The sequence below is a fragment of the Streptomyces sp. NBC_00988 genome (assembly GCF_045162645.1).
Classification (GTDB): domain Bacteria; phylum Actinomycetota; class Actinomycetes; order Streptomycetales; family Streptomycetaceae; genus Streptomyces.
Genome location: NZ_CP108730.1, coordinates 1245847 through 1271673, shown reverse-complemented (window position 1 = coordinate 1271673; position 25827 = coordinate 1245847). Strand labels below are relative to the sequence as shown.

The following is a 25827-nucleotide window of genomic DNA, read 5'->3' as shown; positions in this document are numbered from 1 at the left end:
CCTCCCGGCGGGCGGAGCGGTGATCGGTGTCGTATTCTGCGCCCCTTCAATAGGTCAAAGCGGTTTTCCTACTAACGGTTTTCGGTCGATGTGGTATCCGACTGATGAAGAGTCGTTATGAGTAGTTCGATAACCGTGACGCTCGATGGAGTGAAAGGCCGATAAGCCATAACTCGGATGGTGCGCCCGCGTTTTATCCGGTGCGGGTGAGTGCTCGCTACATCTCTGGAAGGCAGGGACCCTATGAAACGGGTTACCCGAAACGGTGTGATCGCCGTCGCCGCCGCATCCGGTGCGCTGGCCGTGGCGATGCCGGCGTTCGCCGATTCCGGTGCGGACGGCGCCGCGGCCGGTTCGCCCGGGGTGATCTCCGGCAACACCATTCAGCTCCCGGTGCACGTGCCGGTGAACGTGTGCGGGAACACCGTGAACGTGGTGGGGCTCCTCAATCCCGCCGCGGGGAACACGTGCGCCAATGAAGGCGGCGCGAAAGCGGGCGGTGGCAGGCGGAGCGGCGGGAAGAACACCGGCGGGCCGCACGGCGGGGCCGTCGCACAGGGCGGCGAAAAGGATTCGCCGGGTGTGCTCTCCGGCAACGGAGTGCAGCTCCCGATCCACCTTCCGGTGAACCTCAGCGGCAATTCCGTGAGTGTGGTCGGCGTCGCCAACCCGACCGTGGGCAACCACTCCGAGAACACCTCGGGCGACCACCCCCACCACCCCGCGCCGCCGACCCCGGCGCCGCCCACGCCGTCGAAGCCGCACCCCGGCCCGAAGCCGATGACGGAGGTGAAGGGACACCCCGCCCCACCCGCCGCCGAGGCGTCACTCGCACACACGGGCGCCGACGGCACCGTCCCGGCCGCCGTCACGAGCGCGGCCCTCCTCCTGGGCGGCGCCGCCCTGTACCGGCGCTACCGCCCCAGGGCGGGACGCTGACCCCAGCACCCGCACCAGGACGGAAGGCCCCACCGGGTACGTGACCGGTGGGGCCTCCGTCGTCCAGCGCGAATGGGTCGGCGCAGGTCGCCGCGGAGGATGCTGTACCGCGCCCCGTCCCGCCACCGCCCGTCCCGGTACGCGACGCTCCGCAGAACGCCCTCACGCCTGAACCCGGCCTTCTCCAGGGCGCGTTGTGAGGACGCCAACCCCTAGGAACGGTAGGGGAGTTCCTCGGACTGCTCCGCCGGAGCCTTCAGGAGTGCGTGGGCCGCCCTGCGGAACGCGGTCAGCAGACGGTTGTGTTCGCCGGCGCGGGTCGCGAGGGCGACGTGACTCGGTTCGACGCCGTGGAGGGGGATCGCCATGATGTCGGGACGGATCGTCTGGCCGGGCCGCAGACCGGCCGTGATGGCCACGGCCTGTCCATCCGCGACGAACTCGAACTTGTCCTCCAGAACCCGGATGACCGGGCCGCCGGGTGCCGGGCGGCCGTCGGGCCGGGGGTCGATGCGCCAGAAGGCGCTCCACGCCGGGTCCGCGCCGGGCGTCTGGGGAAGGGGTTCGTCGGCGATGTCGTCCAGGGTGACGGACTCCTTGCCGGCCAGCCGGTGGTCCAGCGGCACGAGCACGACACGCGGCTCGTCGTAGAGGACCGTCACCTCCAACTGATCGGTGGCGAACGGCAGTCGGGCCACCACCGCGTCCACCCGCCGTTCGAGCAGGGCGGCGCGTGTCTCGTCGTAGGCCAGATGTACGACGTGCACCTCGGCGTCCGGATGCCGGCGCCGCACCTCGCGCACCGCCGGCGTGACGAACAGGTTCGCCATGTACCCGACGGTGAGGCGGCTGGGCTCCGCGGCGGCACGGGTCTCGGCGGCGGCCTGGGCCGTGGCACGCAACAGCGCCTTGGCGCGCGGCAGAAACACCTCCCCGGCCTCCGTGAGCCGGGTGCCCTGCGGGGTACGGTCCAGCAGCCGGGCCCCCAACTGCTCCTCCAGTCGCCGGACTTGACGGCTCAGTGACGGCTGGGTGATGTGCAGCGCCTCGGCGGCACGGCCGAAGTGACGCTGCTCGGCGACCGCGATGAAGTACCGCACGAGACGCAGTTCGAGATCGGGCGCAGAGGGCAGGTCCGTCATGCCTGAAGTGTACGGCGTGAGATCAGGGAGACTTCGGCTAAATGGCTTCTGAGCTGGTGTGATGCCTGATCCGTATTGCGGCATGCGAAACAGGCTTTGGACCCGGAACCCGTACCCCGCCCACGATGGAAGCACAGCACAGCGCGATACATCGCAGTGCAGGCTCACCCCACCTCATCGAAGGAACGCACCATGCGTGTTTTCGTCACCGGCGCCACCGGGTTCATCGGCTCCGCCGTGGTCCGTGAACTGCTCGACGCCGGGCACACGGTCACCGGACTGGCTCGGTCGGACGCGTCCGCCGAGGCGCTGACGGCAGCCGGGGTCGCCGTGCACCGGGGCTCGCTCGACGACCTCGACAGTCTGCGCGCCGGGGCCGCGGCGGCGGACGGGGTCTGCCATCTGGCGTTCATCCACGACTTCACGGACTTCGCCGCCAACTGCGCCACCGACCTGCGCGCCATCGAGACGATCGGTGAGCAACTCGCGGGCACGGACAAGCCGTTCGTGGTCACCTCGGGCACACCCGGGCTCCCCGACGGCAGGGTGGCGACGGAGGAGGACCACGTCGACCCCGGGTCGTTCGCGGCGATCCGGCAGCCCTCCGAGATCGCGGCGGTCGCGCTGGCGGAGCGCGGGGTCCGGTCGTCGGTCATCCGGCTGCCCCGGTCCGTGCACGGCACCGGTGACCAGGGCTTCGTCCCCCAACTCATCGCCGTAGCACGGGAGAAGGGCCTGTCGGCGTACGTCGGCGAGGGCGCTGCCCGCTGGCCCGCCGTGCACCGGCTCGACGCGGCCCGGCTGTACAAGTGGGCCCTGGAGTCGGCCCCGGCGGGCGCGCAGTACCACGCGGTCGGCGACGAGGCGTTGCCGCTCCGCGAGCTCGCCGAGGTCATCGCCCGCCGTCTCGGCGTCCCGACCGGAAGCGTGCCGCCCGAGCAGGCGGTCGACCACTTCGGCTTCCTCGGCCTCGTCGCCTCCCTGGACTGCCCGGCGTCGAGCACGCTGACGCGGAAGCAGACGGGGTGGGAGCCGGTGGAGGTGGGGTTGATCGCCGACCTTGAGACGGGGCACTACTTCGGGGAGGCGTAGGAGGCCAGGGCCTGTCCGGTCGGCGGGGAGTGGGACCGGACAGGCCCTGGGGATTCGTGGGTGCGGCTCGCTACACCGCGAGCCACGCTGCCTGGTCCGGGGCCAGGCGGTTGTGCTCGACGGGGCCGCTGGTCAGCAGGACCGAGGCGTGCCCCGGCAACTCGTACGGCTCGGTCGAGAGGTTGACCACGCAGACGAATCCGGGTTCGCGGCGGAGGGCGAGGACGCCGACGGGGGCGTCGAGCCAGGTCAGGCCGCCGTCACCGAGGGCCGGGTGCTCGCGGCGCAGCAGGAGGGCGGCGCGGTAGAGCTCCAGCATCGAGGTCCCGTCGCCGGTCTGGGCCTCCACCGTGTACGGCGCCCAGTCGGCGGGCTGGGGCAACCAGGGCGCGGCGGTGGCGTCCGCGGGGCTGAAGCCGTACGGCGCGGTCCGCCCGGACCAGGGGATCGGGACGCGGCAGCCGTCGCGGCCCCGGTCGGTGTGTCCGGAACGCTCCCAGACGGGATCCTGGAGGATTTCCTCGGGCAGGTCCTCGATCTCGGGCAGGCCGAGTTCCTCGCCCTGGTAGATGTACGTGCCGCCGGGAAGGGCCAGCGTGAGCAGGGCGGCGGCGCGGGCACGCCGGGTGCCCAGTTCGAGGTCGGCGGGGCCGGCGGGGACGTAGGACTCGTTGGCCACCCACTTCCTGGCGGCGTTTCGGCCGAAGCGGCTGGCGTGGCGCATGACGTCGTGGTTGGACATGACCCAGGTGGCCGGGGCGCCGACCGTGCCGAGCATCGCGAGGGTGCCGTCGATGACGGCGCGCAGCTCCTTCGCGTCCCAACTGGCCATGAGGTAGTCGAAGTTGAAGGCGGTGTGCAGGCCGTCCGGGCGGAGGTAGGCGGCGAGCCGCTCGGGGGTGTCCGTCCACGCCTCGGCGACGAAGGCGCGGTCGCCGGGGTACTCGTCGGCCACCTTGCGCCAGGCGCGGTAGATGTCGTGGACCTCGTCGCGGTCCCAGAAGGGGTGCACGCCGCCGTCGAGGCCTGCCAGGTCCGGCAGTTCGGGATCCTTGACGAGGCCGTGCGCCACGTCGATACGGAAGCCGTCCACACCGCGCTCGAACCAGAACCGCAGGACGGACTCGAACTCCGCGTGCACGTCCGGGTGTTGCCAGTTGACGTCCGGCTGCTGAGGCGTGAAGAGGTGCAGATACCACTCGCCGTCGGCGACCCGGGTCCAGGCCGGTCCGCCGAAGCGGGAGTCCCAGTCGTTGGGCGGCAGGGCGCCGTCTGGGCCGCGACCGGGGCGGAAGATGAAGCGCTCGCGTTCGGGGCTGCCCGGGCCCGCCGCCAACGCGGCCCGGAACCAGGCGTGTTGGTCGGAGGAATGGTTCGGCACGATGTCCGGGACGATGCGGATCCCGTGCTCGTGTGCTTCCTCGATGAGCTGCTCGGCCTCGGCGACCGTGCCGAACAGCGGGTCGATCTCCCGGTAGTCGGCCACGTCGTAACCGTGGTCGGCCATCGGGGACTTGAACCACGGGTTGATCCAAAGGGCGTCCACACCGAGGGACTTGAGGTACGGCAGCCGGGAGCGGATGCCGGCGATGTCGCCGACGCCGTCGCCGTTGCCGTCGGCGAAGCTGCGGATGTAGACCTGGTAGATGACGGCGTTGCGCCACCAGGGGGCGGTGGTGGGGGACATGGGCGTTGCTCCTCGGTCCGGTTGTCCTTGTGCGCTTTCGTGCGGGGGCACTTCGCCCGCCTCAGTTCCGGGCCGGCGCGCACGCCAGGGTGTGCAGGCCCTGGCTGTCCGTGCGCGGCACGAGGCCGTAGTGGATCCGTGGCGCACCGTCGAGCGTCAGCGTCACCTTGCCGCCCGCGACTGGGAGTTGGCGGACCTGCCCGACCGCGTCGACCTGTCGTACGGCGGTCGTGGCGGCGACCACGACCGTGGTCTTGGTCGGCCAGGGGTCGACCCACACCTCGGGGGCGGGGAAGTGCCAGTCGGTGCGCTGGCCCGCGGTGTTCAGCAGATAGCCGTCGGCCCGGTTCCACAGCACGACCGCGGGACCGTCGGGGGTGTCAAACCACAGGCCGAACGTCTGCGGGTCGGCGAAGGTCAACTCGCCCCGGAAGGTGGCCTGGTCGAGCGCTCGGGCCGCTGTCGCGTACGCCAGGAGCGACGGCTTCGGGCTGAGATCGCGGTTCATCAGGCCGTAGTGGTACTCGACGTTGTCCGGGTCGGCGACCTGCGGCATGCCGAGCACACTGTCGTGGAACTGGTACCAGCACACGCACCGGACCCCCTCGGCCTTGGCCAGTACGAGGGTGAGCAGCACGTTCTCCGCGGCGTGCCGGTAGGTGTCGTGCCACCAGCTGTTGGGCTTGGTCGGGGCGTAGGCCTCGGTCAGCCAGATCTCCTTCTCGCCGTGCTCGGCCATCAGCGCCTTCAACTGCCGTAGGCCACCGTAGAAGTTCCAGTAGGTGCCGTCGCCGCCGGTGTTCCAGACGTCGCCCGGCGGTATGTAGTCCGGGGTGAAGTTGCCGCGCCCCGGGTGGTAGGCGAAGGCGTCGATCAGGTCCCAGCCGCCCGCCGCGACGAAGTTCTGCACCCACGGCTTGTCCATGCCGGCCAGCCCGTTGTTCATCAGCTTGACGGTGCCGCCCGTGACCGCCCGCCGGTCGAACACCGGCCGCAGCGCCTTGTTCAGGTACGCCTGCGCGGCGTCGCCGGTGTTGAACGGTCTGTTCAGCTCGTTGCCGACCTCGAAGTAACCGGCGCCCGCATCGACTGCCACCGCCAGTTTGTCCGCGGCCCAGGTCGCCGCCTCGGTGTCGGTGGCATCAAGTGACGGCTGGAGTTCGATGTTGTGCCGCATGCCGCGCGCGTCGAAGGAGGCGGGCGGCAGCCCGGGGCCACCGTCGTAGGCGATCCGGACCAGACCGATGCCGGCCTTCTGCCACAGGTCCAACAGGGCGTCGGCGCTGGGCCGTTGCAGCCACGGGTAGTTGGCGATGCCGAACATGCTGTCCGCGCCGGCCTGGTAGTCGTACGACGGCAGGACCGCGAGATTTGTCCGGGCGAAGGCCTCGTCGTCGCCCGATCTGACCACCACTTCGGCCAGGGCGATTCCGCCGGCGGGCGCGGTCAGGGTGAAGGTGTGCTGCCAGGTGCCGGCCGCGGCGACGCCGCCGGTCGCGGTCGTGGAGGCCAGCAGCGTGCCGTCGAAGCCGCGCACCCACAGGTCCAGGTCGACTGATCGCGCCGCGCCGCCGTTGGCCACCAGGGCGGTCAGCTCCATCTGGTCACCGGCCGACTCGTACAGGTTGAAGTCGCGGTTCGTGGTGAGTTCGAGGCCGAGCTCGCGGCCCCGGCCGATGGTGGCGGTGGCCGACGGACGGGTCTCGGAGAAGAAGAAGTCGGCCCGGCTGGTCCAGCCGCCGGCCGGGTCGGCGATGCCCGGCGCGTGCACCCAGGTCGCGTTCGTCCAGGCCTGCCGGGAGCGGTCCAACAGGAACAGGCCGTGCAGCGCGGTTCCCCAGGTGGAGGTGTGTGCGACGCCGAGGGTGTCCTCGTACGGGATGCCTCCGCCCGTGTCGCGGACCCATTCGGTGATCGCGATGTAGTCGTCGGGCGCGGTCGGCGCCTGGATCGCCCGGCTGAACAGGAAGCCGTCCGGGACCAGTGTGGCCGCCCCGGTGATGTGCCACTCCAGCACGGCGCGGGAGGTGCCGACGCTGAACCAGCCGGTGACGGCGGTCGGGCCCGCGGCGGCGTCGAACGTGTAGTCCATGCGGATCGCCGGTGTCCCGTCCGGGAGCGCGCTCAGGGCCGGGGTGCCGCCGGTGGACAGGTGGATGCCGGTGGCACTGTCCTTGACCTGGAACTTCGACCCGGCCGACCGCATGACACCGCCCGCGTCACGGATGGCGAGCCGGCCGCCCGGACTGGCCAGCAGGCTGATGCCACCGGCGGCCAGGGTGACATCGCCGGCCGCCGCGTACGCCGCGATCGGGGTCGACTCGGCGACGAGTACGACACCGGCCGCGAGGGCCGCGCCGAGGAAGCCCCGGCGGTTGAGGGTGGGTCCGGAGAAGGCCTCGGAGGTCATCGTCTGCTCCTGTCCGGCGCTCGGCGCCGCGCACTGATAATGCCTATCTTCAAGTCCGTGAACGCCACGTTTCCAGGCCGATACGTTGATGTCAACGGGTCCTTGCCCAGGCGGACACCCTTGGGTTACGGTCATCATCAGCAAGTGAAGATAGGCATTATCAAGATGGAGGATCGATGTCGCCGAGACCTCGCCGCGTCACCCAACGCGAGATCGCCGAGCTGGCGGGCGTCAGCCAGACCACCGTGTCGGTGGTCCTGAACGACCGCGACGGCTCGAACGTGCGGGTCCCCGAAGCCACCAGAGCGCGGGTCAAGGCGGCCATCGAACAACTCACCTACGTCGCCGACCCCGCGGCCCGCAGGCTCGCCGGTCTGGACAACCAGATCATCGGCGTCTTCACCTACGAGGCCGCGTTGTCCCCCGAGAGCATGGACTTCTACGGTCCGCTGCTGAACGGGATCGAGCGGGCCGCCGAACACATCGGCTGGGACCTGCTGTTCTTCACCTCCTCACCGGTCGAGAACGGCACGCGGAGCCTCTTCCACCGCAAGACGCGGCTCCGGCTGACCGACGGCTGTGTCCTGCTCGGCCAGCAGATGGTCGCGTCCGAGCTGGAGCGGCTGGTCGCCGAGCAGTTCCCGTTCGTCGCGATCGGCCGCCGGGACGAGACCGCCGCCGCGGTGCCGTACGTGGCCATCGACTACGTCACCCCGACCACCGCACTGATCGACCAGGCCGCGGCCGACGGCCACCAGCAGGCGCTGTACGTCCACCGCGGCCGCGACACGCCGACCGCGCGGGACCGGCGCGGCGCCGTCGAAGCCGCCTCGGCGGACGGCCGGCTGGCCTTCCTGCTGGTCGGTGAGGAGCGGATCGCCGACCTGCCCCGGCTGGCCCGGGCGACCGGCGCCACCTTGATCATCGCGGAGGACGCGTTCCTCGCCGAGGACGTCGCGCACGCGCTCTCCGGCGCCGAAGTCGCCGTACCGGACGAGATCTCGCTCGCCGCGCTCGGCGAGGTGCGAGGCCATCGTGTGGACGGCCGGGTACTGGCCGGATTCCACGTCCCCAGGCAGCAGTTGGCGGCCGAGGCACTCGACCTCCTGCAACTCCTGATCACCACGGACCCGCAGGAGTGGGCCGGCCTGGACACGGAGCGGCTGCTGGTCGCCGAGGTCGAGCCCGGGGACACCATCGTCGCGCGGACGGACACGTCGTCATGACCGACCGGATCACGGCCGAGGTGGCGATCATCGGCGGTGGACTCGGCTCCGTCGCCGCGGCGCTGGCGCTGCTGCAACGCGGTCGCCGTGTGGTGATGACCGAGGAGTACGCCTGGCTCGGCGGGCAGCTGACCTCGCAGGCCGTGCCCCCCGACGAGCACATCTGGGTGGAGCAGTTCGGCGTCACCGCGCGCTACCGCGCGGTGCGGGAGGACATCCGCCGCTACTACCGCGACCACTACCCGCTGACGGCGGCCGCTCGCGCCGACCGGGAACTCAACCCGGGCCGCGGCCGGGTGAGCAGACTGTGCCACGAACCGAGGGTCGCGAACGCGGTGATCACCGCCCTGCTCGCGCCGTACCGCTCGACCGGTCGGCTCACCGTCCTGCAACCCGCGGTGCCCGTCGCGGCCGAGGTGAGCGACGCGACGGTCCGCACCGTCACCGTCGCCGATCCGCGCACCGGAGCCGAGACCGTGATCACCGCCGAGTACGTCCTCGACGGGACCGAGACCGGCGACCTGCTACCCCTGACCGGAACCGAGTACGTCGTCGGGGCCGAGGCGCGGTCCGACACCGGTGAACCGAGCGCCCCCGAGGCCGCCGATCCGGGCAACGTGCAGTCGGTCGCCTGGTGCTTCGTCTTCGACCACGTGGCCGGCGACCACACCATCGCCCGGCCGGACGACTACGACTTCTGGCGCTCCTTCGAACTGCCGTACTGGGGCGCGCCGATGCTGTCCTTCGTCGCGCCGAACCCGCGGACCCTCGTGCCGGAGGAGCGAACCATGAACGTCAACCCGGCCGACGACGCCACCGGCGACCCCCGATTCGACGCCGGCGACCGGGACCTGTGGCAGTTCCGGCGGATCGCCGCCCGGCAGAACTTCGCCGACGGCTTCTACGACAGCGACATCGTGCTGGCCAACTGGCCCCAGCTCGACTACGTCAACGGCTCGATCATCGACACCGGCGACCGGCAGCACCACCTGGACGCCGCGAAGGCCCAGTCCCGTGCCTACGTGTACTGGCTCCAGACCGAAGCGCCCCGCCCCGACGGCGGCCGCGGCTGGCCAGGACTACGACTGCGCGGTGACCTGGTCGGTACCGCCGACGGGTTCGCGCAGGCGCCGTACATCCGCGAATCCCGGCGGATCAAGGCCCTCATCACGGTGCGCGAGCAGGACATCTCCGTCAAAGCCCGCGGCGACGCGGGACCGGCCCGGTTCGACGGCTCGGTCGGGGTCGGGATGTACCGGATCGATCTGCACCCCTCCACCGGCGGCGACAACTACATCGACGTCGAGTGCGCGCCGTTCGAGATACCCCTCGGCGCGCTGATCCCGGTGGCCACCCGGAACCTGGTGCCGGCCGCCAAGAACATCGGCACCACCCACATCACCAACGGTGCCTACCGGCTGCATCCGGTCGAGTGGAACGTCGGTGAATCGGCAGGCGAACTCGTCGCGTACTGCCTCGAAATCGGCCTGAGCCCCCAGCAGATCGCGGCCGACGAGGACCTCGTCGGCCGGCTCCAGGGCAGGTTGACCGAGGCCGGGGTCGAACTCCACTGGCCGGACATCGCCGGCTACTAGCCAACCCGAGGCGCAGCGCGCGCCGAGAGCACAGAGGGAACCACTCCTATGAACAGAGCAAGAAAGCTGTTCGGCGCGGTCGCGCTGACGACGGCACTGGCGCTGACCGCCGCGTGCGGCGCGTCCGACGACGGGTCCGGGGCGACGGACGCCAGGAACGTCAAGCTGCGCATGGCCGTCTGGACCTCGAACCAGGACCAGCTCAAGCTGTTCGACACGATCGCCGCCGCCTACCGCGCCGAGCACCCCGAGATCTCGTCGATCACGTTCGAGAGCCTGCCCTTCGACGACTACAACACCACCCTGACCACCCAGATCGCCGGCGGCAACGCACCCGACCTGGCCTGGATGGGCGACCTGTCGAAGGACCTGATCGCCTCCGACGCGCTGGTCGGCCTGACGGACAAGCTGAAGGCGACCGACGGCTGGCAGTACGGCGACCTGGAGCCCAGCGTGACCAAGGAGTTCAGCCGGGACGGCACGCTGTACGCCTACCCGTTCTCGACCTCGCCGTTCGCGCTGTACGTCAACACCGACCTGCTGGCGAAGGCCAAGCAGAAGATCGACCCGAAGACCCTGACCTGGGACCAGGTCGCCACCGCCGGCGCGGCCGTCCACTCGACCACCGGCAAGGCCGGCTTCGTCGTCCGGGACTTCGACTACAAGGCGTGGAACACGCTGGCCACCGTATGGACCGGCTTCGGCGCCGCCGCATGGAGCCCGGACGGCAAGAAGTGCACCTTCACCAGCCCCGAGATGCAGCAGGCCTTCACCTTCCTGCACGACGCCGCGTTCAAGACCAAGGCCATGCCCGGCCCCGGTACGACGGCCGACTTCTTCGCCGGTGACGCCGCCTTCACCGTGGCCCAGGTCTCCCGTGCCTCGCTGCTCACCGACAAGTTCAAGTACGCGCTGTACCCCCTGCCGGCGGGCCCGGCCGGCAAGTACTCCGTCATCGGCCAGGCAGGCGTGGGCGTCCTGACGGCAAGCAAGCACAGGACACAGGCCACCGACTTCCTCGCCTACATGACGAACCCGGCGAACTCGGCGAAGCTGGCCCAGTTCTTCCCGCCGCCCCGGAAATCGCTGCTCACCGGCGCGAAGCTCGCCGCCGACAGCAAGGTGCTGACCGCCGCGCAACTCCAGGAGGCCGTGGTCGACCAGCTGCCGAACGCCGTCACCCTGCCCAACCACACCAGCCCGGCCGAGATCGCCCAGAAGGGCAAGACCGCACTGGACGCCATGTGGAAGGCCGACGCCGACATCCCCGCCGTACTGAAGTCGGTCTGCTCCGCGATCGAACCGATCCTGGCCAAGTAGCCATGGCCGCCCTCACGAAGACCCCGACGACGACACCGGACGCCTCCCGGGCACCGACAGGAGCCCGGAGCGCCGCCGCCCCACCGTTCTGGACGAGCCGGCGCAGGGACGTGCTCGCCGGCTATCTGTTCATCGCTCCGCAGCTCGCCGGGGTCGTACTGTTCGTGCTGATCCCGGTCGGACTGGCGATCTGGTACAGCCTCAGCGACTGGAACGTCTTCACCGGCGAGCAGACCTTCGTCGGAACCGACAACTACGCAGCCCTGGCCGACGATCCGCAACTGCCCTCGGTGCTGTGGGCCACCGCCGTCTTCTGCGTCGGGGTCGTGATCCTGAACATCGGCCTGGGCCTGCTGCTCGCCGTACTCCTGAACCGGCGGTTCCGCGGAGCGACGTTCTTCCGCACCCTGTTCTTCTCCCCGGTCGTCGTCTCCGTGGTGGCGTGGACCCTCGTCTGGGGCTTTCTGCTCCAGGACAACGGCGGTGTCAACGGCCTTCTCGGCACGGTCGGCATCACGGGACCGAACTGGCTCCAGCACGGCGACACCGCGATGGTGTCGGTGATCTTCACGCAGGTGATCCGCAGCGTCGGCGTCAACATGGTGCTGTTCCTTGCCGCGTTGCAGGGCGTGCCGTCACACCTGTACGAAGCCGCCCGGATCGACGGCGCGGGAAGCAGGGTGATGTTCACCCGGATCACCCTGCCGCTCATCTCACCCACGGTGCTGCTGACCTCGATCATCACCATCGTCGGGGCGTTGCAGTCCTTCGCGCAGATCGCCGTACTGACCGGTGGCGGCCCGGAGTTGAGCACCACGGTGCTCGTGTACTACGTCTTCCAGCAGGCCTTCGAGTTCAACCACATCGGCTACGGCTCGACGCTGGCCCTGATGCTGCTGTCCTTCGTCATGCTGCTGACCCTTCTGCAGTGGCAGCTGCGACGGAAGTGGGTGTTCCATGAGCAGTAGGTCGACCTCTCTCCTGCGGCGCGTGTTCCTGGTGACGGCGCTCGGCGTGCTGGCGATCCCCTTCGTGGTGCCGACGGTCTGGATGGTGGCCGCTTCGCTGAAGCCGCTGCCCGAGATCTTCAAGTCCCCGCCGTCGCTGTGGACTTCGGACCCCACGCTGTCGGCGTACCGCGAGGCGTTCAGCTTCCAGCCCTTCGCCCGGCAGTACGCGAACAGCGTGTACATCGCCGTCCTGGTCACCGTGATCACCCTGCTGGTCTCCAGCCTCGCCGGGTACGCCTTCGCGCGGATCCGCTTCCCCGGCGCGAACGCCCTCTTCCTGGTGGTGCTGGTCGGCCTGTTGGTGCCCAGCGAGGTGACGATCGTGCCCCTGTTCCAGATGTTCAAGCGGGCCGGGATGATCAACACCCACTGGCCGCTGATCCTGGTCACCGCACTCGCCGGGCCCTGTGTCCTGGCCACCTTCATCATGCGGCAGTTCTTCATCGCGCTTCCGGCCGAGCTGGAGGAGGCGGGCCGGCTGGACGGCCTCGGCCGCCCCGCGCTGTGGTGGCGGATCTTCCTGCCGCTGGCCAAGCCGGCGCTGTCCGCGGTCGCGATCCTGACGTTCCTCACCTCGTGGAACCTCTACCTGGAACCCACCGTCTACCTCACCTCGCCGGACCTGTTCACGCTGCCGCAGGCGCTCACCCGGTTCACCGACTCCTACGGGGCCGACATGTGGAACACCCAACTGGCGGCCGCCACCATGACCGTCCTGCCGGTCCTGATCGTCTTCGTCGTCGCCCAGCGCCAGTTCGTCGAGGGCCTGGCCCACTCGGGCCTCAAGTGAGCCCGCAGTTCAGGTGTCTTGAGCTCGGCTCGCTCAGGAGGAGAAAGGAAGACCCATGGGCGTGCACGGATATCTGGCGCTGTGGTGCGGGGTGTTCGGCACCGTCGCCCTCGTCGGGTACGCCCGGTCGCTGGCCGGGACGACCCGGGTGCAGCGGGCGATCCGGGTCATGGGGTGGATCGAGCAGGTCCGGGAGCCCCGGTACGGAAGCTCGCGGCGCGGCGGGATATCCGTGGTCGTCTCCTTCCAGGACCCGTCCACAGGGCGGGAGTTCACCGTGACGAACGACCGTGACCACGGCGAGAGGATCACGGCTGCCTGGACGGGCCGGGAGGTCGGCGTCCGCTGTCCACGCGGGAGCCCGCACGCCCATGAATTCGTCGGCGACCTCTCGGTAGGCCGACGCGGACTCGGGTGGCCGAACTCCGCGGGCTTCCTGATCTACGTCGGAGTGGTGGTGTTCGCCGCGATCGACCGGGGCCGGCTGTGGGCTCTGATCGGCTTCGGCGGGCTCTGGGCGGTGTTCGGCGCGTGGTACCTGCCCGAGAACGTGCGTGAGTGGAGCGGCCGTATCGTCGCGCTGAGCTCCCGACCCGCTGTTCGGGGCCGTGTCATCGCCGTGCTCACGGACACCAGCACCGACGAGGACGGCCACACCTCCACCAGCCACACACCGGTCGTCGCCTTCACCACCCACGAGAGTACGGCCGTCACCGCCTACGTGCACGGGGGCGCTTTCGGCGCAACGTCCCCTACGCGCAAGGTGAGTTGACGCGCCGCTCGGCCACCAAAGGTGCCGCCGGAAACGCGTACCGGCGCCCCAGTACGACCACCGCGAGCGCGCCCGTGACCAACGGCAACGCCGTCCAGGGCAACGCCCCCGCGCCCAACCCCGACAGCGCGAGCCCACCGGTGAACGAGCCCCCGGCGATCCCCGCGTTGTACACCGTGGTCTGCAACGATGTTGCCACATCGGCGTGTTCGGGACCTGAGGCGTTGACGAGCGCGGTCTGGATCAGGGTCGGCGCCCCGCCGAAGGCAACTCCCCACACAGCGGCAGAACCGAGCAGGACGACCGGTGAGTCGCCACATAGGCCGAGCACACACATGACCGCCACGAACAGTGTCATCGCGCCCACCAGTGTGGGCCGCGCCCACCGGTCCACGAGCACCCCGGTGGCCCAGATCCCGACGACCGTGGCGACCCCGAACACCAGCAGGACGACGTCCGTACGGCCGTAGCCGGTGTGCGCCGTGAACGGGGCGATGTACGTGTACATCACCTGATGCCCCAGCAGCAGGAACAGCGTGACCGACAGGACGGCCGGAATCCCCGGGAGGACGGCGACACCCCTCAACGGCACGCGTGCGCCCGGGAGTTCACCGGGAAAGCCGGGCACCCGCAGCCGTATCCAGACCACCACCAGTACCGAGAGCCCGGCCAGCATCCCGAACGCCGGGCGCCAGCCCACCGCCCCGGCGAGCGCGGTGCCGGCGGGCACGCCCAGCGACAGGGCGAGGGTGATTCCGGCCAGCACGATCGCGATGGCCCGGCCGCGCCGCTCGACCGGCACCATCCGGGCCGCGTACCCGGCGAGCATCGCCCACATCGTGCCGCCCATGACCCCGGCCAGCAGCCGGGCGCCGAAGGTGACGGTGTACGACGACGACAGCGCGACCACGGCGTTGGCGCAGGCGAAACCGAGCAGCGTACCGACCAGGACCGGGCGGCGCGGCAGTCCGCGCAGGGCCGCGGTGACCGGGATCGCGGCCAGGAAGGAGGCGACCGCGTACCCGGTGACCAGGAAGCCGACCCGCGCCTCGGAGACGCCGAGGACCGGTGCCATCCGGGGCAGCAGACCGGCGGGGAGGAGTTCCGTCAGGACGGCGGTGAAGGCGGCCGTGGACAGGGCGAGGAGCCCGGACCAGGGCAGGGCGCTGCCCTTGGCCGGGGATGCGGTGGTCATGGGACCATGGTCGAACCCTCACATCAGTGTGAAGGCAAGCGAGCCCCACGAGCGAGTCCCCGCCCGCACGCCCTCCCCGGAGGCAGGCATGAAGATCGGCGAGCTCTCCCGCCGCACCGGCGTCGCCACCCGCCTCCTGCGCTACTACGAGGAACAGGACCTGCTGCACCCCGACCGCACCGAGAACGGCTACCGCTTCTACGGCGAGCCCGCGGTCCGGGACGTCCAGCAGATCCGCGGCCTGCTGGACTCGGGGCTCACCACCGAGATGATCCGCGCGATCCTGCCGTATCTTTCCGGCCCGGACGAGATCCACGTCCCCGCCGACTGCCTGACCCCGGAGACGGCCGCCCTGCTCAGTGACCACGTCGACCGGATCCAGGCCCGCATCGACTGCCTGGCCCGCAACCGTGACCGGCTGAGCGCGTATCTGGCGGCGGTACGGGCGGACGTACCGGCGCGGGGCGTGTAATCCCGTTGCCGGGTGCGCCCGCGGATGTTGAAGTGAGCCCATGGATCACGCCTCGGTACTCGCCCTCCACGACCGCGACCTGCGCGAAGGCGCCCGACCTGACGGCCCCGGGTCCCGCGTCGAACGGGTCGGGGGAGTGGTGCGCCAGGTCGCCGACGCGCACGGCTGGAACGGCGTCCTGTGGTCGGACCTCGACGAGACGAACGCCGACGCGACGATCGCCGAGCAGATCGCGTACTTCACGGCGATCGGCCGCGACTTCGAGTGGAAGCTCTACGGCCACGACCTGCCGGCCGATCTCGGACAGCGGCTGTCGGCGGCCGGGTTCACGCCGGAGCCGCAGGAGACCCTGATGATCGGCGAGGTCGCCGCACTCACCTTCGACGCCCAACTGCCGGAAGGAATCCGCCTGTTGCCCGCCACCGACCGGGCCGGCGTCGACCTCGTGGCGGACGTCCACGAGAAGGCCTTCGGCACGGACAGCGCCCGGCTGCGGGCCCGCCTGCTCGCCCAACTCGCCGCCGAACCCGACACAGTTGTCGCCGTCGTCGCCCTCGCCGGCGACGAACCGGTGAGCGCGGCGCGCATGGAACTCGTCCCCGGCACCCGGTTCGCCGGCCTGTGGGGCGGCGGCACGGTGGAAGCCTGGCGGGGCCGCGGCATCTACCGCGCCCTGATCGCCCACCGCGCCCGCATCGCCGCCGACCGCGGCTACCGCTACCTCCAGGTCGACGCCTCCGACCAGAGCCGCCCCATCCTCGAACGCCTCGGTTTCTCCCCGCTGACCACGACCACGCCGTACGTCTACGAGCCGTAGACCCGCAGCTCAACGGGTCGATGTCACATCCGCGCCGACCCGATCCGTCGCATCGTCATGACGACGAACGCGAGCAACCAGGGCGGCCGGAGCATCCTCCTCGCCGGTGCCACCGGTGTCCTCGGTGGCCACATCACCCAAGCCCTGACCGACGCGGGCCACAAGGTGACCGGCCTCGGCCGAGGAACCGGCAACGGCATCCGCGCCGACCTCATGGACCGCGACGCACTGCTCCGCGCGGTCGACGGACACCACTTCGACACGGTGATCCACGCCGCGACCGCCCTGCGCAAGCCACCCCTGCGCCACCGCGACATGCACGCCACCGACGCCCTGCGCATCCAAGGCACCGCCCACCTCATCGAGGCCGCGCGGGCCTCCGGCGCCCGCCGTTTCATCAGCGAGTCGATGGTCTTCGGCTACGGCTACGGGGACTTCGGCACCCGCCCCCGCACCGAGGACGACCCCTTCGGCCCGCACGGCACCACACCGGAGCTGGAGAAGCACATCGAGGGCATGCGCACCAAGGAACAACTCACCTTCGAGGCAAAGGACTTGGAGGGCATCGCACTCCGCTTCGGCCTCCTCTACGGCCCCGGCGGCACCGATGCCCTGTTCCCCATGCTGCGCAGGCGCCGACTGCCTGTCCCGGACGACCACGGCCGGGTCCTGCCCTGGGTCGAACTCACCGACGCGGCCCGCGCGGTGGCCGCCGCCGTCGAACGCGGGCGCCCCGGACAGGCGTACAACATCACCGACCCCACACCGCTTGGCTTCCGCGCCCATGTCCTGTGCGTGGCGCGGGAGTTCGGCCTGCCGAAGCCAATGGCCGTACCGCTGTGGGTGGTTCGGCCGATGGCGTACGCGCACACGGTGATGACCGGCAACCTGCGCGTGTCCAGCGCGAAGGCGGAACGGGAACTGGGCTGGACGCCGGTGTACCCGTCGAGCGGTGAGGGCCTGGCGGCACTGCACGCCGCGCGTTGAGCGCAGTGCGCCTGCCCTCCTTGACGAACGGAGGAGCAGGCGCACGGAAGCCGGCCGGCGGCTCGACGGGCCGGACTTCGGATCGACGAGCGGGATGATGCCTGGTGACAAGGGCTGCCCGTCAGGAGTGCGGGACGAGGGGGACCGGGCGACAGGCCCGCGACTGCGAGCCTCCGCCCGGTCTCACCCGCGGCACTTCCCGACCACCCCTCAGCGGCGCGCCCTGGACCGGTCCAGCGCGGCGATACCGACCGCTGCCAGGCCGATCTGGATGAGCCACTCGATCCAGTCGATGCCCTTCGTGTCGGCGACCCCCAGGCCCGATGCGATCGCCGCGCCGATCAGCGCGGCCACGATGCCGACGACGATCGTCAGCAGAACGCCTATGTGCTGGCGCCCAGGGACGACGAGCCGTCCCAGCACGCCAATGATGATGCCGATGATGATGGCACTGATGATGCCCGAGATCTCCATCTCCGCCCCTCTTTGTCGATAGTTCTGCTCTCTTCATGTGCCCGCTGGACGCCAAGGCAGTCCGCCGGAGTTTTGTTGCCTGTTATTGCCGGGACTTTCTGTTCACCACCCCGTCATGCCATGTACCTTTCAATCGTTCAACGCGTGTAGAACTCCCCAACTGCCGTTCTACGCGCGCAGATCAGGCGCCCGCACCGCACCCTTCCCCATCCCCTCACGGAGGTTCGACGGATGCTTGGATCCAGAAGATCCCGCCGCAGACTCACCACCGCCCTCGCCGGCCTGGGACTTTTCGTCACGGGGGCCGCCCTCCAGGTCACCACCACGGCCACGCCCGCGCACGCGGCCACCACGAACCGCGTCCTGTTCGACGACGGCCACGCCGAGGAGGCGGGCAACGCGGACTGGATCATCTCCACCAGCAAGCCCGACCCGCTCTCCCAGGACTCCTCCCCGTCCTCCGAGACCGACTGGACCGGGGCGCTCTCGTCCTGGGGCGTCGCCCTGCAGAAGACCGGCGACTACAGCCTGAAGACCGCCACCAGCGCGCTGACGTACGGCGGTTCGTCGACGACCGACCTGTCGAACTTCGACACACTGGTCCTGCCCGAGCCCAACACGCTGTTCACGACGGCCGAGAAGACCGCGATCATGACGTTCGTCCAGAACGGCGGCGGCCTGTTCATGATCTCGGACCACACCGGCGCCGACCGCAACAGCGACGGCGAGGACGCGGTCGAGATCCTCAACGACCTGATGACCAACAACAGCGTCGACTCGACCGACCCGTTCGGCTTCTCCATCGACACGCTCGACATCAGCTCCGGCTACCCCGCCGCGATCAGCGACAGCACCAACGAGGTCCTCAACGGCGCCTTCGGCACGGTCACCAAGAGCCTGATCGCCGACGGCACGACGGCCACCCTCAAGCCCGCCGACAACGCGAACGTCAAGGGCCTCGTGTACCGCAGCGGTTACTCCGGCAACACCGGCGCCTTCTTCGCGACCAGCACCTTCGGCAGCGGCCGCGTCGCGTTCTGGGGCGACAGCTCACCCATCGACGACGGCACCGGCCAGTCCGGCAACACGCTCTACGACGGCTGGAACGACACCGGCGCCACCAACGCCGCCCTCGCCCTCAACGCCACCGCGTGGCTGGCCGGCGACGGCAGCAGCAGCGGGGGCGGAGGAGGCGGCGACGGCACCTGCACCGCCGCCCAGTTGCTCGGCAACCCGGGCTTCGAGTCCGGCAACACCACCTGGACCGCCAGCAGCGGCGTCATCACCACCTCCAGCAGCGAGGCCGCCCGCACCGGCTCCTACAAGGCCTGGCTCGACGGTTACGGTTCGGCCCACACCGACACCTTGTCCCAGTCGGTGACCATCCCGTCCGGCTGCTCCGCCACCCTCAGCTTCTATCTGCACATCGACACCGCGGAGACCACCACCAGCACCGCCTACGACAAGCTGACGGTGACGGCCGGATCCACCACCCTGGCCACGTACTCCAACCTGAACGCGGCCTCCGGATACGTCCTGAAGTCCTTCGACGTCTCCTCCCTGGCCGGCACCACCGCCACCATCAATTTCAGCGGCGTCGAAGGGTCCACCCTCCAGACGTCCTTCGTCATCGACGACACGGCGCTGAACGTCAGCTGACGACGACCGGTGGGGCCCGGCGGCGGCTGGGCCCCACGGGTTCACGGCTTCACCGTGCCGAGACCGTCCGCTCCGGTGTGTTCCAGCCGGAGACCCGCACCCGTGGCGCCGACCCGTGCAGATCCGCCGTCCGGTAGGTCGCCGTCAGTGTCGTCGACTCCCCGGGCCACAGGCTCACGTCGTTGTCGGACCACTGCACCGGCAGTACCGGCTTGCCCGCCGAGTCCACGAGATGGACGTCGGTGAGGAGTGAAGGCGTCTTCCCCGAGCCCTTGCCCGTCCCGGAGTTGCGCACCGTGACCGTCGTGGTCGACGTGCCGTGCGGGCCCGCCTCGGTCGACGCCGTCGCCGAAACCGGCGCCTGTGCCATCGAGTTGAGCCCCTTGAGGTCGGCGTAGCTCGTCGTCGGCGTGTAGTACCAGTCGGTGTGCGCCCAGTCGAGCGTGTCGGGCTTGGCGGAGAGCCAGTACACGTTCCGGCTCACCTCCATGCCGGACGCGTCGGTCAGGGTCAGCCGCACCAGGTACGTCGTCGACAGCCCGCTCACCGACGAGGGCGAGGGCAGGGTGAGCGCCGTGCTGTGCGCGCCGCCGCCGGACACCTTCACCCCGGTCACCTTCTTGTCGTACTTGCGCGTGCCGTCGGTGTTGAACAGCGTTGCGCGGGCGGTGAGTTGGTGTGCGGAGGCGTTCCGGTTGTTCACCACGACGACCGAGCGGTTGTCGTACGAGTACTGGATGTGCAGCGGTTCGTTCGCCTTCTTCGCGCCGAAGTAGGCACCGCCCTGGTCGAGGTAACGGTCCATCAACTGCCAGTGCAGCGAGGTCCATCCGCTGTTGAACATCCAGTAGACGACCCCGGTCGCCGGCTTCGAGGCGTCGGTGGCGTTGCGCTCGTATGCCTCGAACTGGGCCCGCACGTTCTCGTATTGGGCCAGCTGCGCCTTGCGGACGTAGTCGGTCAGGCTCGTCGGTGGACCGTAGCGGCCGGTGAGCGCGTTGTTGTAGAGCTTGAGGGTGTTGAAGGTGGAGGACGGGGAGCGGTGGTACTGCTTGGCGCTCGGGTCCTTCCAGAGGGTGGCCAGTTCGGCCGGGGTCATCATGCGGCGCAGGGTGTCGAGGGTGGGGATGTCCGGGCCCGCGCTGGTCTCGGAGTTGAAGCCGGTGGCGCCGCCCTCGCGCTTGGCGTACCAGTAGTTGGGCGGGATCCAGTCGTAGGGTCCGGTCATCTTCATGCCTGAACTGCCGCTGACCGGTGAGGAGTTGTCGGAGGCGGCGGCGACCACCGGGGTTTTCCAGTCGGCGGCCTTCAACGCGTCCAGGTACGTCTTCTCGATCTTCGCGTCGGGGGCGAAGTCGCTGCCGATGAGGAAGGAGATCACGCTCGGGTGGTCGCGCAGCCGGGCGGCCTCGGCGGCCATCGACGCCTTGGCCACCGGGTAGTCGGCGGCGGTCCACTTGTCGCCGGTCTCGTCCCCGTTGACCTGGCCCTCCCACTTGTCGCAGCACTCCCAGCCGGGGAGGGTCAGGATGCCGTAGCGGTCGGCGAGGTCGAAGAACTCGTCCGGTTCGATGTGCCCTTCCAGGCGGATGGTGTTCAGGCCCAGATCGAGGGCGTACTTGAGGCGGTCCTCGACGTACGTCTTGTCCCAGCGCAGGAACTCGTCCGGTGACCAACCGCCGCCCTTGATCAGCAACTTGCGGCCGTTGATCCGGTACTGCCGGTCGCCGGCGGAGTTCAGCGGGGCCTGCACGTCGCGGATGCCGAAGGTCTGGTGCGCGGTGTCGGAGGGGGCGCCCGCGACGGAGGCGGTGAGGTCGAGGTCGTAGAGGGGCTGGCCGCCCATGCCTGCGGGCCACCAGACCTTGGGGGAGGTGAGATGGAGGCCGAAGGTGATGCTTCTCGTCTCGTGTGCGGCGAGGGAGACCGTCTTCTCGAAGGTCGAACTGCCGATGCTGCCCCTGACCTTCGTGGTGACGGGCGCGTCCGAGTCGTTGCGGGCCCGCGCCTTCACCGTCAGGTCCGCGGAGGCGAGCGACGGCACGGCCAACTTCGTCACCACGTGTGCGTCGCGCAGTGCGACCGGGCCGCCGCGGCGGACGAGGACGTCACGGACGATGCCCATGTTCTCGTCGGGCGGCGGCTGGAGCCAGTCGATCCAGCCCATGGTGAGGTTCTTGTTCGGGTCGTTGGGCTGGATGCGGAAAGCGACCGTGTTCGTGCCGGAGCGGACGAGCGAGGTGACGTCCAACTCGTGCTGTGTGTAAGCGCCGTTGACGTCCGCGGCCTGGGCGATCCGCTTGCCGTTGACGTAGACGTCGGCTGCCGAGATCACTCCGCTGAAGTCGAGGTAGGTGCGCTTGCCGGGGTCGGCGACCGTGAAGTCGGTGCGGTACCACCACGGCACCTGGAAGTCGGCCTTCGGGATCTTCCGCTGGTTGGTCGAGTAGAAGGGGTCCGGGTAGACACCGTCGGCGATCAGGGCCGCGAGGACGGTCGAGCGCGCGCCGGCCGGGTACCAGCCGGTCGCCCGATAGCCGGGGGAGGAGACGGCCGCGGCGGAGTCGGTGACCTTGGCGGACGACTGGATCGCGTAGCCGGACAGCGGGGTGGCGGTCCCGGCGGTCGAGCGTACGGCGGTGGGTGATGCAGCGGTCACCGGGGCCTGCGTGCGCTGCGGCGGGGACGACTCCCGGGCCCCCGCCCACGCGCTGGTCGTGAGGGAACCCAGCAGGCCGAGCGCGACCGCGGCCGTGGCGAGACGGCCTCTGAGGAGTGGGGGAACGGCGGGGCGGTGGAACACGGCGGTCTCCAGCCTCGTCAAGTTAGGAAGCTTTACTAACCGCACCAGAAGGTAGGGCGCTGGACGATGCCTGTCAAACACCTGTGTCCGTGGGTGAGTTGCTCAGGACGCCGAATGGCGCTCGAACACGAGGTCCCGCGCGGTGCCGAGAGCGGTGGCCACCGCACCCAGCAGCACCGCGTCCTCGCCCAGCGCGCTGGGCACGATCTTCGGCCGGAGCGGAGTGAGCGCGCGCAGGTTCTCCCGCACCGGGCGCAGCAGCAGATCCACGCTGTGTCCGACACCGCCGCCCAGGACGACGAGGTCCGGATCGAGGACAGCGGCAGCGGCCGCAACCGTGTGTGCGATCCGCTCGCCCTCCAGTTCAACTGCCTTGATCGCGGCGGCGTTTCCCTGCCGGGCCGCGTCGAACACGGCCTTCGCGGTGAGCTGCTGCCCGCTCATGCCGAACCGGCGGGCCGCCTCCACGACGGCCACCCCGGACACCGCGTCCTCCAGCGTCTCCGGCTTCTGCTGCCCCGGCCACGGCAGGAACCCGATCTCCCCGGCGCCGCCGTGCGCCCCCGTGAACAGCCGCCCCTCGCTGACGACCCCCATGCCGAGACCGGTGCCGATCAGGATGTACGCGAACAGCCGGCTGCCCGCGCCGACGCCGTACGTGTACTCGCCCAGCGCCGCGAGATTGGCGTCGTTGTGCACCTCCAGCGGGACGCCCAGCTCCTCCCGCATCCGGTCGAACAGTCCGGCCCGGCCCCAGCCCGGCAGATGCATCGCGTACCGCACGCGGCGCCGCTGCTCGTCGTAGACGCCGGGCGTGCCCACCACGGCGTGGACGACCGCGGCCGGTTCCACCTCGGAGTTCGCGACGACCTGGTGGGCGGTGGCGACCACCAGCTCGGCCATGGCGCCCGAGCTGCGGGCCCGGTTGCGGACGTCCGCCCGGGCCACCACCTCGCCGTCCAGATTGGCGACCGCGACCCTCAGCCAACTGCGGCCGACGTCGATCCCGAGCGCGTACCCGGCGGACGGATCGGGCGCGTAGAGCACGGCGGTCCGGCCGCGCTCGGGGGCCTGCGTGCCGACCTCGTGGACCAGTCCCGCCTCCTCCAGCGCGGCCAGCGCGCTGGAGACCGTCGGCTTCGACAGGCCTGTCTCGCGGGCGAGTTGGGCGCGGGACGCGGCACCGGCGGTGCGCAGCCGGTCGAGCAGCAGCCGCGCGTTGGTACTGCGCAGCCGCTGACGGCTCCAAGGCTGGTCCGGTCGCTCCACGGCGTCACTGACGGGCATCGCATCATTCTCCGGTATCCGGGACAGCCTCTTGACGAGTCTAGTAAGGCTCCTTAACTTTATCGCCCAGTCACCCGCACCGGGCCACCCCGTCACCCTCTCCCCGTGACCAGCCCCAGGAGTCCCCATGTCCGGTAGTCCGTCTCCCGGTAGCCCGCCCCCCGACGGCGGGTTCGTCCGCCGCGTCGGCCTCTTCCAGGCCACCGCGATCAACATGAGCCAGATGTGCGGCATCGGGCCGTTCGTGACGATCCCGCTGATGGTCACCGTGTTCGGCGGTCCGCAGGCGGTGATCGGCTTCGTCGCGGGGGCGATCCTCGCGTTGGCCGACGGACTCGTGTGGGCCGAGATGGGCGCCGCGATGCCCGGCTCCGGCGGCAGCTACGTCTATCTGCGCCAGGCGTTCCAGTACCGCACAGGTCGCCTCATGCCGTTCCTGTTCGTGTGGACGGCGATGCTCTTCATCCCGCTGATCATGTCGACCGGCGTGGTCGGCTTCGTGCAGTATCTCGGCTATCTGGCACCGGACTTGGGCAAGACGTCCGGCGACCTGATCGGCCTCGGCGTGATCGCCCTGGTGATCCTGCTCCTCTGGCGCGGCATCGAGAACATCGCGCGCATCACCGCCGTGATGTGGACGGTCATGATCGCCTCGGTTTTCCTGGTCATCGTGGCCGCCGCGAGCGACTTCAGCGCGCACCTCGCCTTCACCTACCCGGCGCACGCCTTCGACCTGGGCAGCGACCACTTCTGGCTCGGCTTCGCCGGCGGTCTGACCATCGGCATCTACGACTACCTCGGCTACAACACCACCGCCTACATGGGCGCCGAGATCAAGGACCCGGGCCGTACGCTGCCGCGCTCCATCCTCTTCTCCATCGTCGGCATCATGGCGATCTACCTGATGCTGCAGATCGGCACGCTGGGCGTCATCGACTGGCAGCGGATGACGCACGTGAACGACATCGCCTCCACCTCGGTGGCCTCGGCGGTCCTGGAGAAGACCTGGGGCAAGGGTGCCGCCGACACGGTCACCGTCCTGATCCTCATCACGGCCTTCGCCTCGGTCTTCACCGGCCTCCTCGGCGGCTCCCGGGTGCCCTACGACGCGGCCCGCGAACGCGTCTTCTTCCGCCCCTACGCCAAACTCCACCCCAAGCACCGCTTCCCGATGCTGGGCCTGGCCACCATGGGCGTGATCACGGCGATCGGCTTCCTCATCGGCCGCCACACGGACCTGGCGACCCTGATCCAGTTGCTCACCACGGTGATGGTCATCGTCCAGGCACTGGCCCAGATCATCGCCCTGACGGTCCTGCGCAAACGCCAGCCGACCCTGCGCCGCCCGTACCGCATGTGGCTCTACCCAGTGCCGAGCATCATCGCCTTCGTCGGCTGGTGCGTGATCTACGGCTACGCGGACCGGAACTCCCCGGGCCGCCACCCCATCGAGTGGTCCCTGGCCTGGCTGGCCCTGGGCTGCGTGGCCTTCCTGATCTGGGCCCGCTTCGAGAAGGTGTGGCCGTTCGGCCCGAAGGAGATCACGGAGGAGTACCTCGTGGAATCGACCCCGGACACGGAACCGGCAGGTGCCTAGCGGCAGTTGACCCAGCCGGTCGCGGCCAGCACGTCCACCGCGACCTCGACGACGGAGCGCCCGTCGGTCACCACTGGAACGGTGTCCGCGGGCGCCCGCTCGTCCAACATCCGTGCTTTGCGGGCACTGTTGGCCAGCTCGTGCTCCAACTCGCTGCCGATCTCCCGCCCGTTGAGCCGTGCGGCCGCGGTCTCGTCGGAGGCGGTCAGCAGCACCCGTACGATCCGCACGTCCGCCCCCATCGCCCGGCGGAACTGTCCGGCCGCCTCGTCGAGCACGCTCACCGTGTTCGTGTACACGAGCCGCCGGTACCCCAGCGCGGCGTAATTCCCCCATACGGCAGTCAAGTTGGCCTCACTGATCGCCGCCCGGTGCGGATCGCCGTCCGGCGCCGGATGCACCTGCCCCATGAAGTCCCCGTCGATCACGGCATGGGCGACCCCCGCCGCCCGCAGCCGCGCCGACACCTCCCAGCCGACGGTCGTCTTCCCGACCCCGGCCCGTCCTCCGATGAGCAGTGCCTCCGCGTGATCCATCCGAGCAGCGTGCCAAG

General features: G+C 70.0%; 21 protein-coding genes. 13 read left to right on the top strand and 8 right to left on the bottom strand.

Annotation, left to right across the window (positions count from 1 at the left end; genetic code table 11):
* Positions 1–267 precede the first annotated feature (267 nt).
* Positions 268–939, top strand: coding sequence for a chaplin (locus OG496_RS06010; RefSeq protein ID WP_405969894.1), 672 nt, complete (start codon positions 268–270; stop codon positions 937–939).
* A 212-nt stretch (positions 940–1151) separates the two neighbouring features.
* Here the strand turns inward: OG496_RS06010 and OG496_RS06005 are convergent, their stop codons facing one another.
* Complete coding sequence (locus OG496_RS06005; protein ID WP_405969893.1) at positions 1152–2081, bottom strand: LysR family transcriptional regulator; 930 nt, start codon at positions 2079–2081, stop codon at positions 1152–1154.
* Positions 2082–2273: 192 nt separating this feature from the next.
* Here OG496_RS06005 and OG496_RS06000 point away from each other — a divergent pair, with 192 nt between their 5' ends.
* On the top strand, positions 2274–3173 hold the full coding sequence (locus tag OG496_RS06000; RefSeq protein WP_405969892.1) for an SDR family oxidoreductase: 900 nt from the start codon (positions 2274–2276) through the stop codon (positions 3171–3173).
* 70 nt (positions 3174–3243) lie between these two features.
* On the opposite strand, the gene OG496_RS05995 is transcribed toward OG496_RS06000, so the two are convergent.
* Together OG496_RS05995 and OG496_RS05990 are read right to left on the bottom strand one after the other, a co-directional pair.
* Positions 3244–4860 (bottom strand): glycoside hydrolase family 13 protein, encoded by a 1617-nt coding sequence (locus OG496_RS05995; RefSeq protein WP_405969891.1) that lies wholly within the window; start codon positions 4858–4860, stop codon positions 3244–3246.
* Between the two features lie 61 nt (positions 4861–4921).
* The gene (locus OG496_RS05990) at positions 4922–7270 is read right to left on the bottom strand and encodes a hypothetical protein (protein ID WP_405969890.1); all 2349 of its coding nucleotides are present in this window, start codon (positions 7268–7270) and stop codon (positions 4922–4924) included.
* 176 nt (positions 7271–7446) lie between these two features.
* Between OG496_RS05990 and OG496_RS05985 the strand changes: the two genes are divergently transcribed.
* From OG496_RS05985 to OG496_RS05960, 6 genes are read left to right on the top strand one after another with little or no spacing between them, the layout of a single operon-like run.
* On the top strand, positions 7447–8496 hold the full coding sequence (locus tag OG496_RS05985) for a LacI family DNA-binding transcriptional regulator (RefSeq protein WP_366492269.1): 1050 nt from the start codon (positions 7447–7449) through the stop codon (positions 8494–8496).
* The gene (locus OG496_RS05980) at positions 8493–10091 is read left to right on the top strand and encodes an FAD-dependent oxidoreductase (RefSeq protein WP_405969889.1); all 1599 of its coding nucleotides are present in this window, start codon (positions 8493–8495) and stop codon (positions 10089–10091) included. The genes OG496_RS05985 and OG496_RS05980 overlap by 4 nt, the downstream gene beginning before the upstream one ends.
* Before the next feature lie 48 nt (positions 10092–10139).
* A complete protein-coding gene (locus tag OG496_RS05975; protein WP_405969888.1) occupies positions 10140–11411 on the top strand; it encodes an ABC transporter substrate-binding protein in 1272 nt (423 codons plus the stop codon).
* Positions 11412–11413: 2 nt separating this feature from the next.
* Positions 11414–12379, top strand: coding sequence for a carbohydrate ABC transporter permease (locus tag OG496_RS05970; RefSeq protein WP_405969887.1), 966 nt, complete (start codon positions 11414–11416; stop codon positions 12377–12379).
* On the top strand, positions 12369–13211 hold the full coding sequence (locus tag OG496_RS05965) for a carbohydrate ABC transporter permease (protein ID WP_405969886.1): 843 nt from the start codon (positions 12369–12371) through the stop codon (positions 13209–13211). Before OG496_RS05970 ends, OG496_RS05965 begins: the two co-directional genes overlap by 11 nt.
* Before the next feature lie 55 nt (positions 13212–13266).
* Complete coding sequence (locus OG496_RS05960) at positions 13267–13983, top strand: DUF3592 domain-containing protein (RefSeq protein ID WP_405969885.1); 717 nt, start codon at positions 13267–13269, stop codon at positions 13981–13983.
* Here OG496_RS05960 and OG496_RS05955 read toward each other — a convergent pair.
* Positions 13964–15178: an MFS transporter gene (locus tag OG496_RS05955; RefSeq protein WP_405969884.1), complete on the bottom strand. Its 1215-nt coding sequence runs from the start codon at positions 15176–15178 to the stop codon at positions 13964–13966. The two genes, OG496_RS05960 and OG496_RS05955, sit on opposite strands and share 20 nt — an antisense overlap.
* A gap of 88 nt (positions 15179–15266) precedes the next feature.
* Between OG496_RS05955 and OG496_RS05950 the strand changes: the two genes are divergently transcribed.
* Genes OG496_RS05950 through OG496_RS05940 form a run of 3 tightly spaced genes read left to right on the top strand, consistent with a single transcriptional unit; the run spans position 15267 to position 17454 of the window.
* Positions 15267–15650, top strand: a complete 384-nt coding sequence (locus tag OG496_RS05950) for a MerR family transcriptional regulator (protein WP_405969883.1) — start codon at positions 15267–15269, stop codon at positions 15648–15650.
* A 40-nt stretch (positions 15651–15690) separates the two neighbouring features.
* Positions 15691–16467 carry a GNAT family N-acetyltransferase gene (locus OG496_RS05945; protein WP_405969882.1) on the top strand — a complete coding sequence of 259 codons (777 nt, stop codon included), beginning with the start codon at positions 15691–15693 and terminating at the stop codon, positions 16465–16467.
* Positions 16468–16524: 57 nt separating this feature from the next.
* Complete coding sequence (locus OG496_RS05940; RefSeq protein ID WP_405969881.1) at positions 16525–17454, top strand: NAD-dependent epimerase/dehydratase family protein; 930 nt, start codon at positions 16525–16527, stop codon at positions 17452–17454.
* Positions 17455–17664: 210 nt separating this feature from the next.
* Here OG496_RS05940 and OG496_RS05935 read toward each other — a convergent pair whose 3' ends face one another.
* On the bottom strand, positions 17665–17928 hold the full coding sequence (locus OG496_RS05935; protein WP_019057177.1) for a GlsB/YeaQ/YmgE family stress response membrane protein: 264 nt from the start codon (positions 17926–17928) through the stop codon (positions 17665–17667).
* Positions 17929–18159: 231 nt separating this feature from the next.
* On the opposite strand from OG496_RS05935, the gene OG496_RS05930 reads away from it, so the two are divergent.
* Complete coding sequence (locus OG496_RS05930; RefSeq protein WP_366492280.1) at positions 18160–19587, top strand: hydrolase; 1428 nt, start codon at positions 18160–18162, stop codon at positions 19585–19587.
* A gap of 49 nt (positions 19588–19636) precedes the next feature.
* On the opposite strand, the gene OG496_RS05925 is transcribed toward OG496_RS05930, so the two are convergent.
* A complete protein-coding gene (locus OG496_RS05925; RefSeq protein WP_405976568.1) occupies positions 19637–22390 on the bottom strand; it encodes a glycosyl hydrolase 2 galactose-binding domain-containing protein in 2754 nt (917 codons plus the stop codon).
* Between the two features lie 102 nt (positions 22391–22492).
* On the bottom strand, positions 22493–23677 hold the full coding sequence (locus OG496_RS05920) for an ROK family protein (RefSeq protein WP_403594239.1): 1185 nt from the start codon (positions 23675–23677) through the stop codon (positions 22493–22495).
* A gap of 127 nt (positions 23678–23804) precedes the next feature.
* Between OG496_RS05920 and OG496_RS05915 the strand changes: the two genes are divergently transcribed.
* A complete protein-coding gene (locus OG496_RS05915) occupies positions 23805–25274 on the top strand; it encodes an APC family permease (RefSeq protein ID WP_366492282.1) in 1470 nt (489 codons plus the stop codon).
* On the opposite strand, the gene OG496_RS05910 is transcribed toward OG496_RS05915, so the two are convergent.
* Complete coding sequence (locus OG496_RS05910; protein ID WP_366492283.1) at positions 25271–25810, bottom strand: hypothetical protein; 540 nt, start codon at positions 25808–25810, stop codon at positions 25271–25273. The two genes, OG496_RS05915 and OG496_RS05910, sit on opposite strands and share 4 nt — an antisense overlap.
* Positions 25811–25827: the final 17 nt, after the last annotated feature.

Coding starts and splice junctions, on each gene's coding strand:
- OG496_RS05975 (WP_405969888.1), top strand. CDS start 10,140: ATGAACAGAGCAAGAAAGCTGTTCGGCGCGGTCGCGCTGACGACGGCA.
- OG496_RS05995 (WP_405969891.1), bottom strand. CDS start 4,860: ATGTCCCCCACCACCGCCCCCTGGTGGCGCAACGCCGTCATCTACCAG.
- OG496_RS05950 (WP_405969883.1), top strand. CDS start 15,267: ATGAAGATCGGCGAGCTCTCCCGCCGCACCGGCGTCGCCACCCGCCTC.
- OG496_RS05945 (WP_405969882.1), top strand. CDS start 15,691: ATGGATCACGCCTCGGTACTCGCCCTCCACGACCGCGACCTGCGCGAA.
- OG496_RS05985 (WP_366492269.1), top strand. CDS start 7,447: ATGTCGCCGAGACCTCGCCGCGTCACCCAACGCGAGATCGCCGAGCTG.
- OG496_RS05980 (WP_405969889.1), top strand. CDS start 8,493: ATGACCGACCGGATCACGGCCGAGGTGGCGATCATCGGCGGTGGACTC.
- OG496_RS05915 (WP_366492282.1), top strand. CDS start 23,805: ATGTCCGGTAGTCCGTCTCCCGGTAGCCCGCCCCCCGACGGCGGGTTC.
- OG496_RS05940 (WP_405969881.1), top strand. CDS start 16,525: ATGACGACGAACGCGAGCAACCAGGGCGGCCGGAGCATCCTCCTCGCC.
- OG496_RS05910 (WP_366492283.1), bottom strand. CDS start 25,810: ATGGATCACGCGGAGGCACTGCTCATCGGAGGACGGGCCGGGGTCGGG.
- OG496_RS06005 (WP_405969893.1), bottom strand. CDS start 2,081: ATGACGGACCTGCCCTCTGCGCCCGATCTCGAACTGCGTCTCGTGCGG.
- OG496_RS06000 (WP_405969892.1), top strand. CDS start 2,274: ATGCGTGTTTTCGTCACCGGCGCCACCGGGTTCATCGGCTCCGCCGTG.
- OG496_RS05955 (WP_405969884.1), bottom strand. CDS start 15,178: ATGACCACCGCATCCCCGGCCAAGGGCAGCGCCCTGCCCTGGTCCGGG.
- OG496_RS05960 (WP_405969885.1), top strand. CDS start 13,267: ATGGGCGTGCACGGATATCTGGCGCTGTGGTGCGGGGTGTTCGGCACC.
- OG496_RS05930 (WP_366492280.1), top strand. CDS start 18,160: ATGCTTGGATCCAGAAGATCCCGCCGCAGACTCACCACCGCCCTCGCC.
- OG496_RS05970 (WP_405969887.1), top strand. CDS start 11,414: ATGGCCGCCCTCACGAAGACCCCGACGACGACACCGGACGCCTCCCGG.
- OG496_RS05935 (WP_019057177.1), bottom strand. CDS start 17,928: ATGGAGATCTCGGGCATCATCAGTGCCATCATCATCGGCATCATCATT.
- OG496_RS05920 (WP_403594239.1), bottom strand. CDS start 23,677: ATGCCCGTCAGTGACGCCGTGGAGCGACCGGACCAGCCTTGGAGCCGT.
- OG496_RS05990 (WP_405969890.1), bottom strand. CDS start 7,270: ATGACCTCCGAGGCCTTCTCCGGACCCACCCTCAACCGCCGGGGCTTC.
- OG496_RS05965 (WP_405969886.1), top strand. CDS start 12,369: ATGAGCAGTAGGTCGACCTCTCTCCTGCGGCGCGTGTTCCTGGTGACG.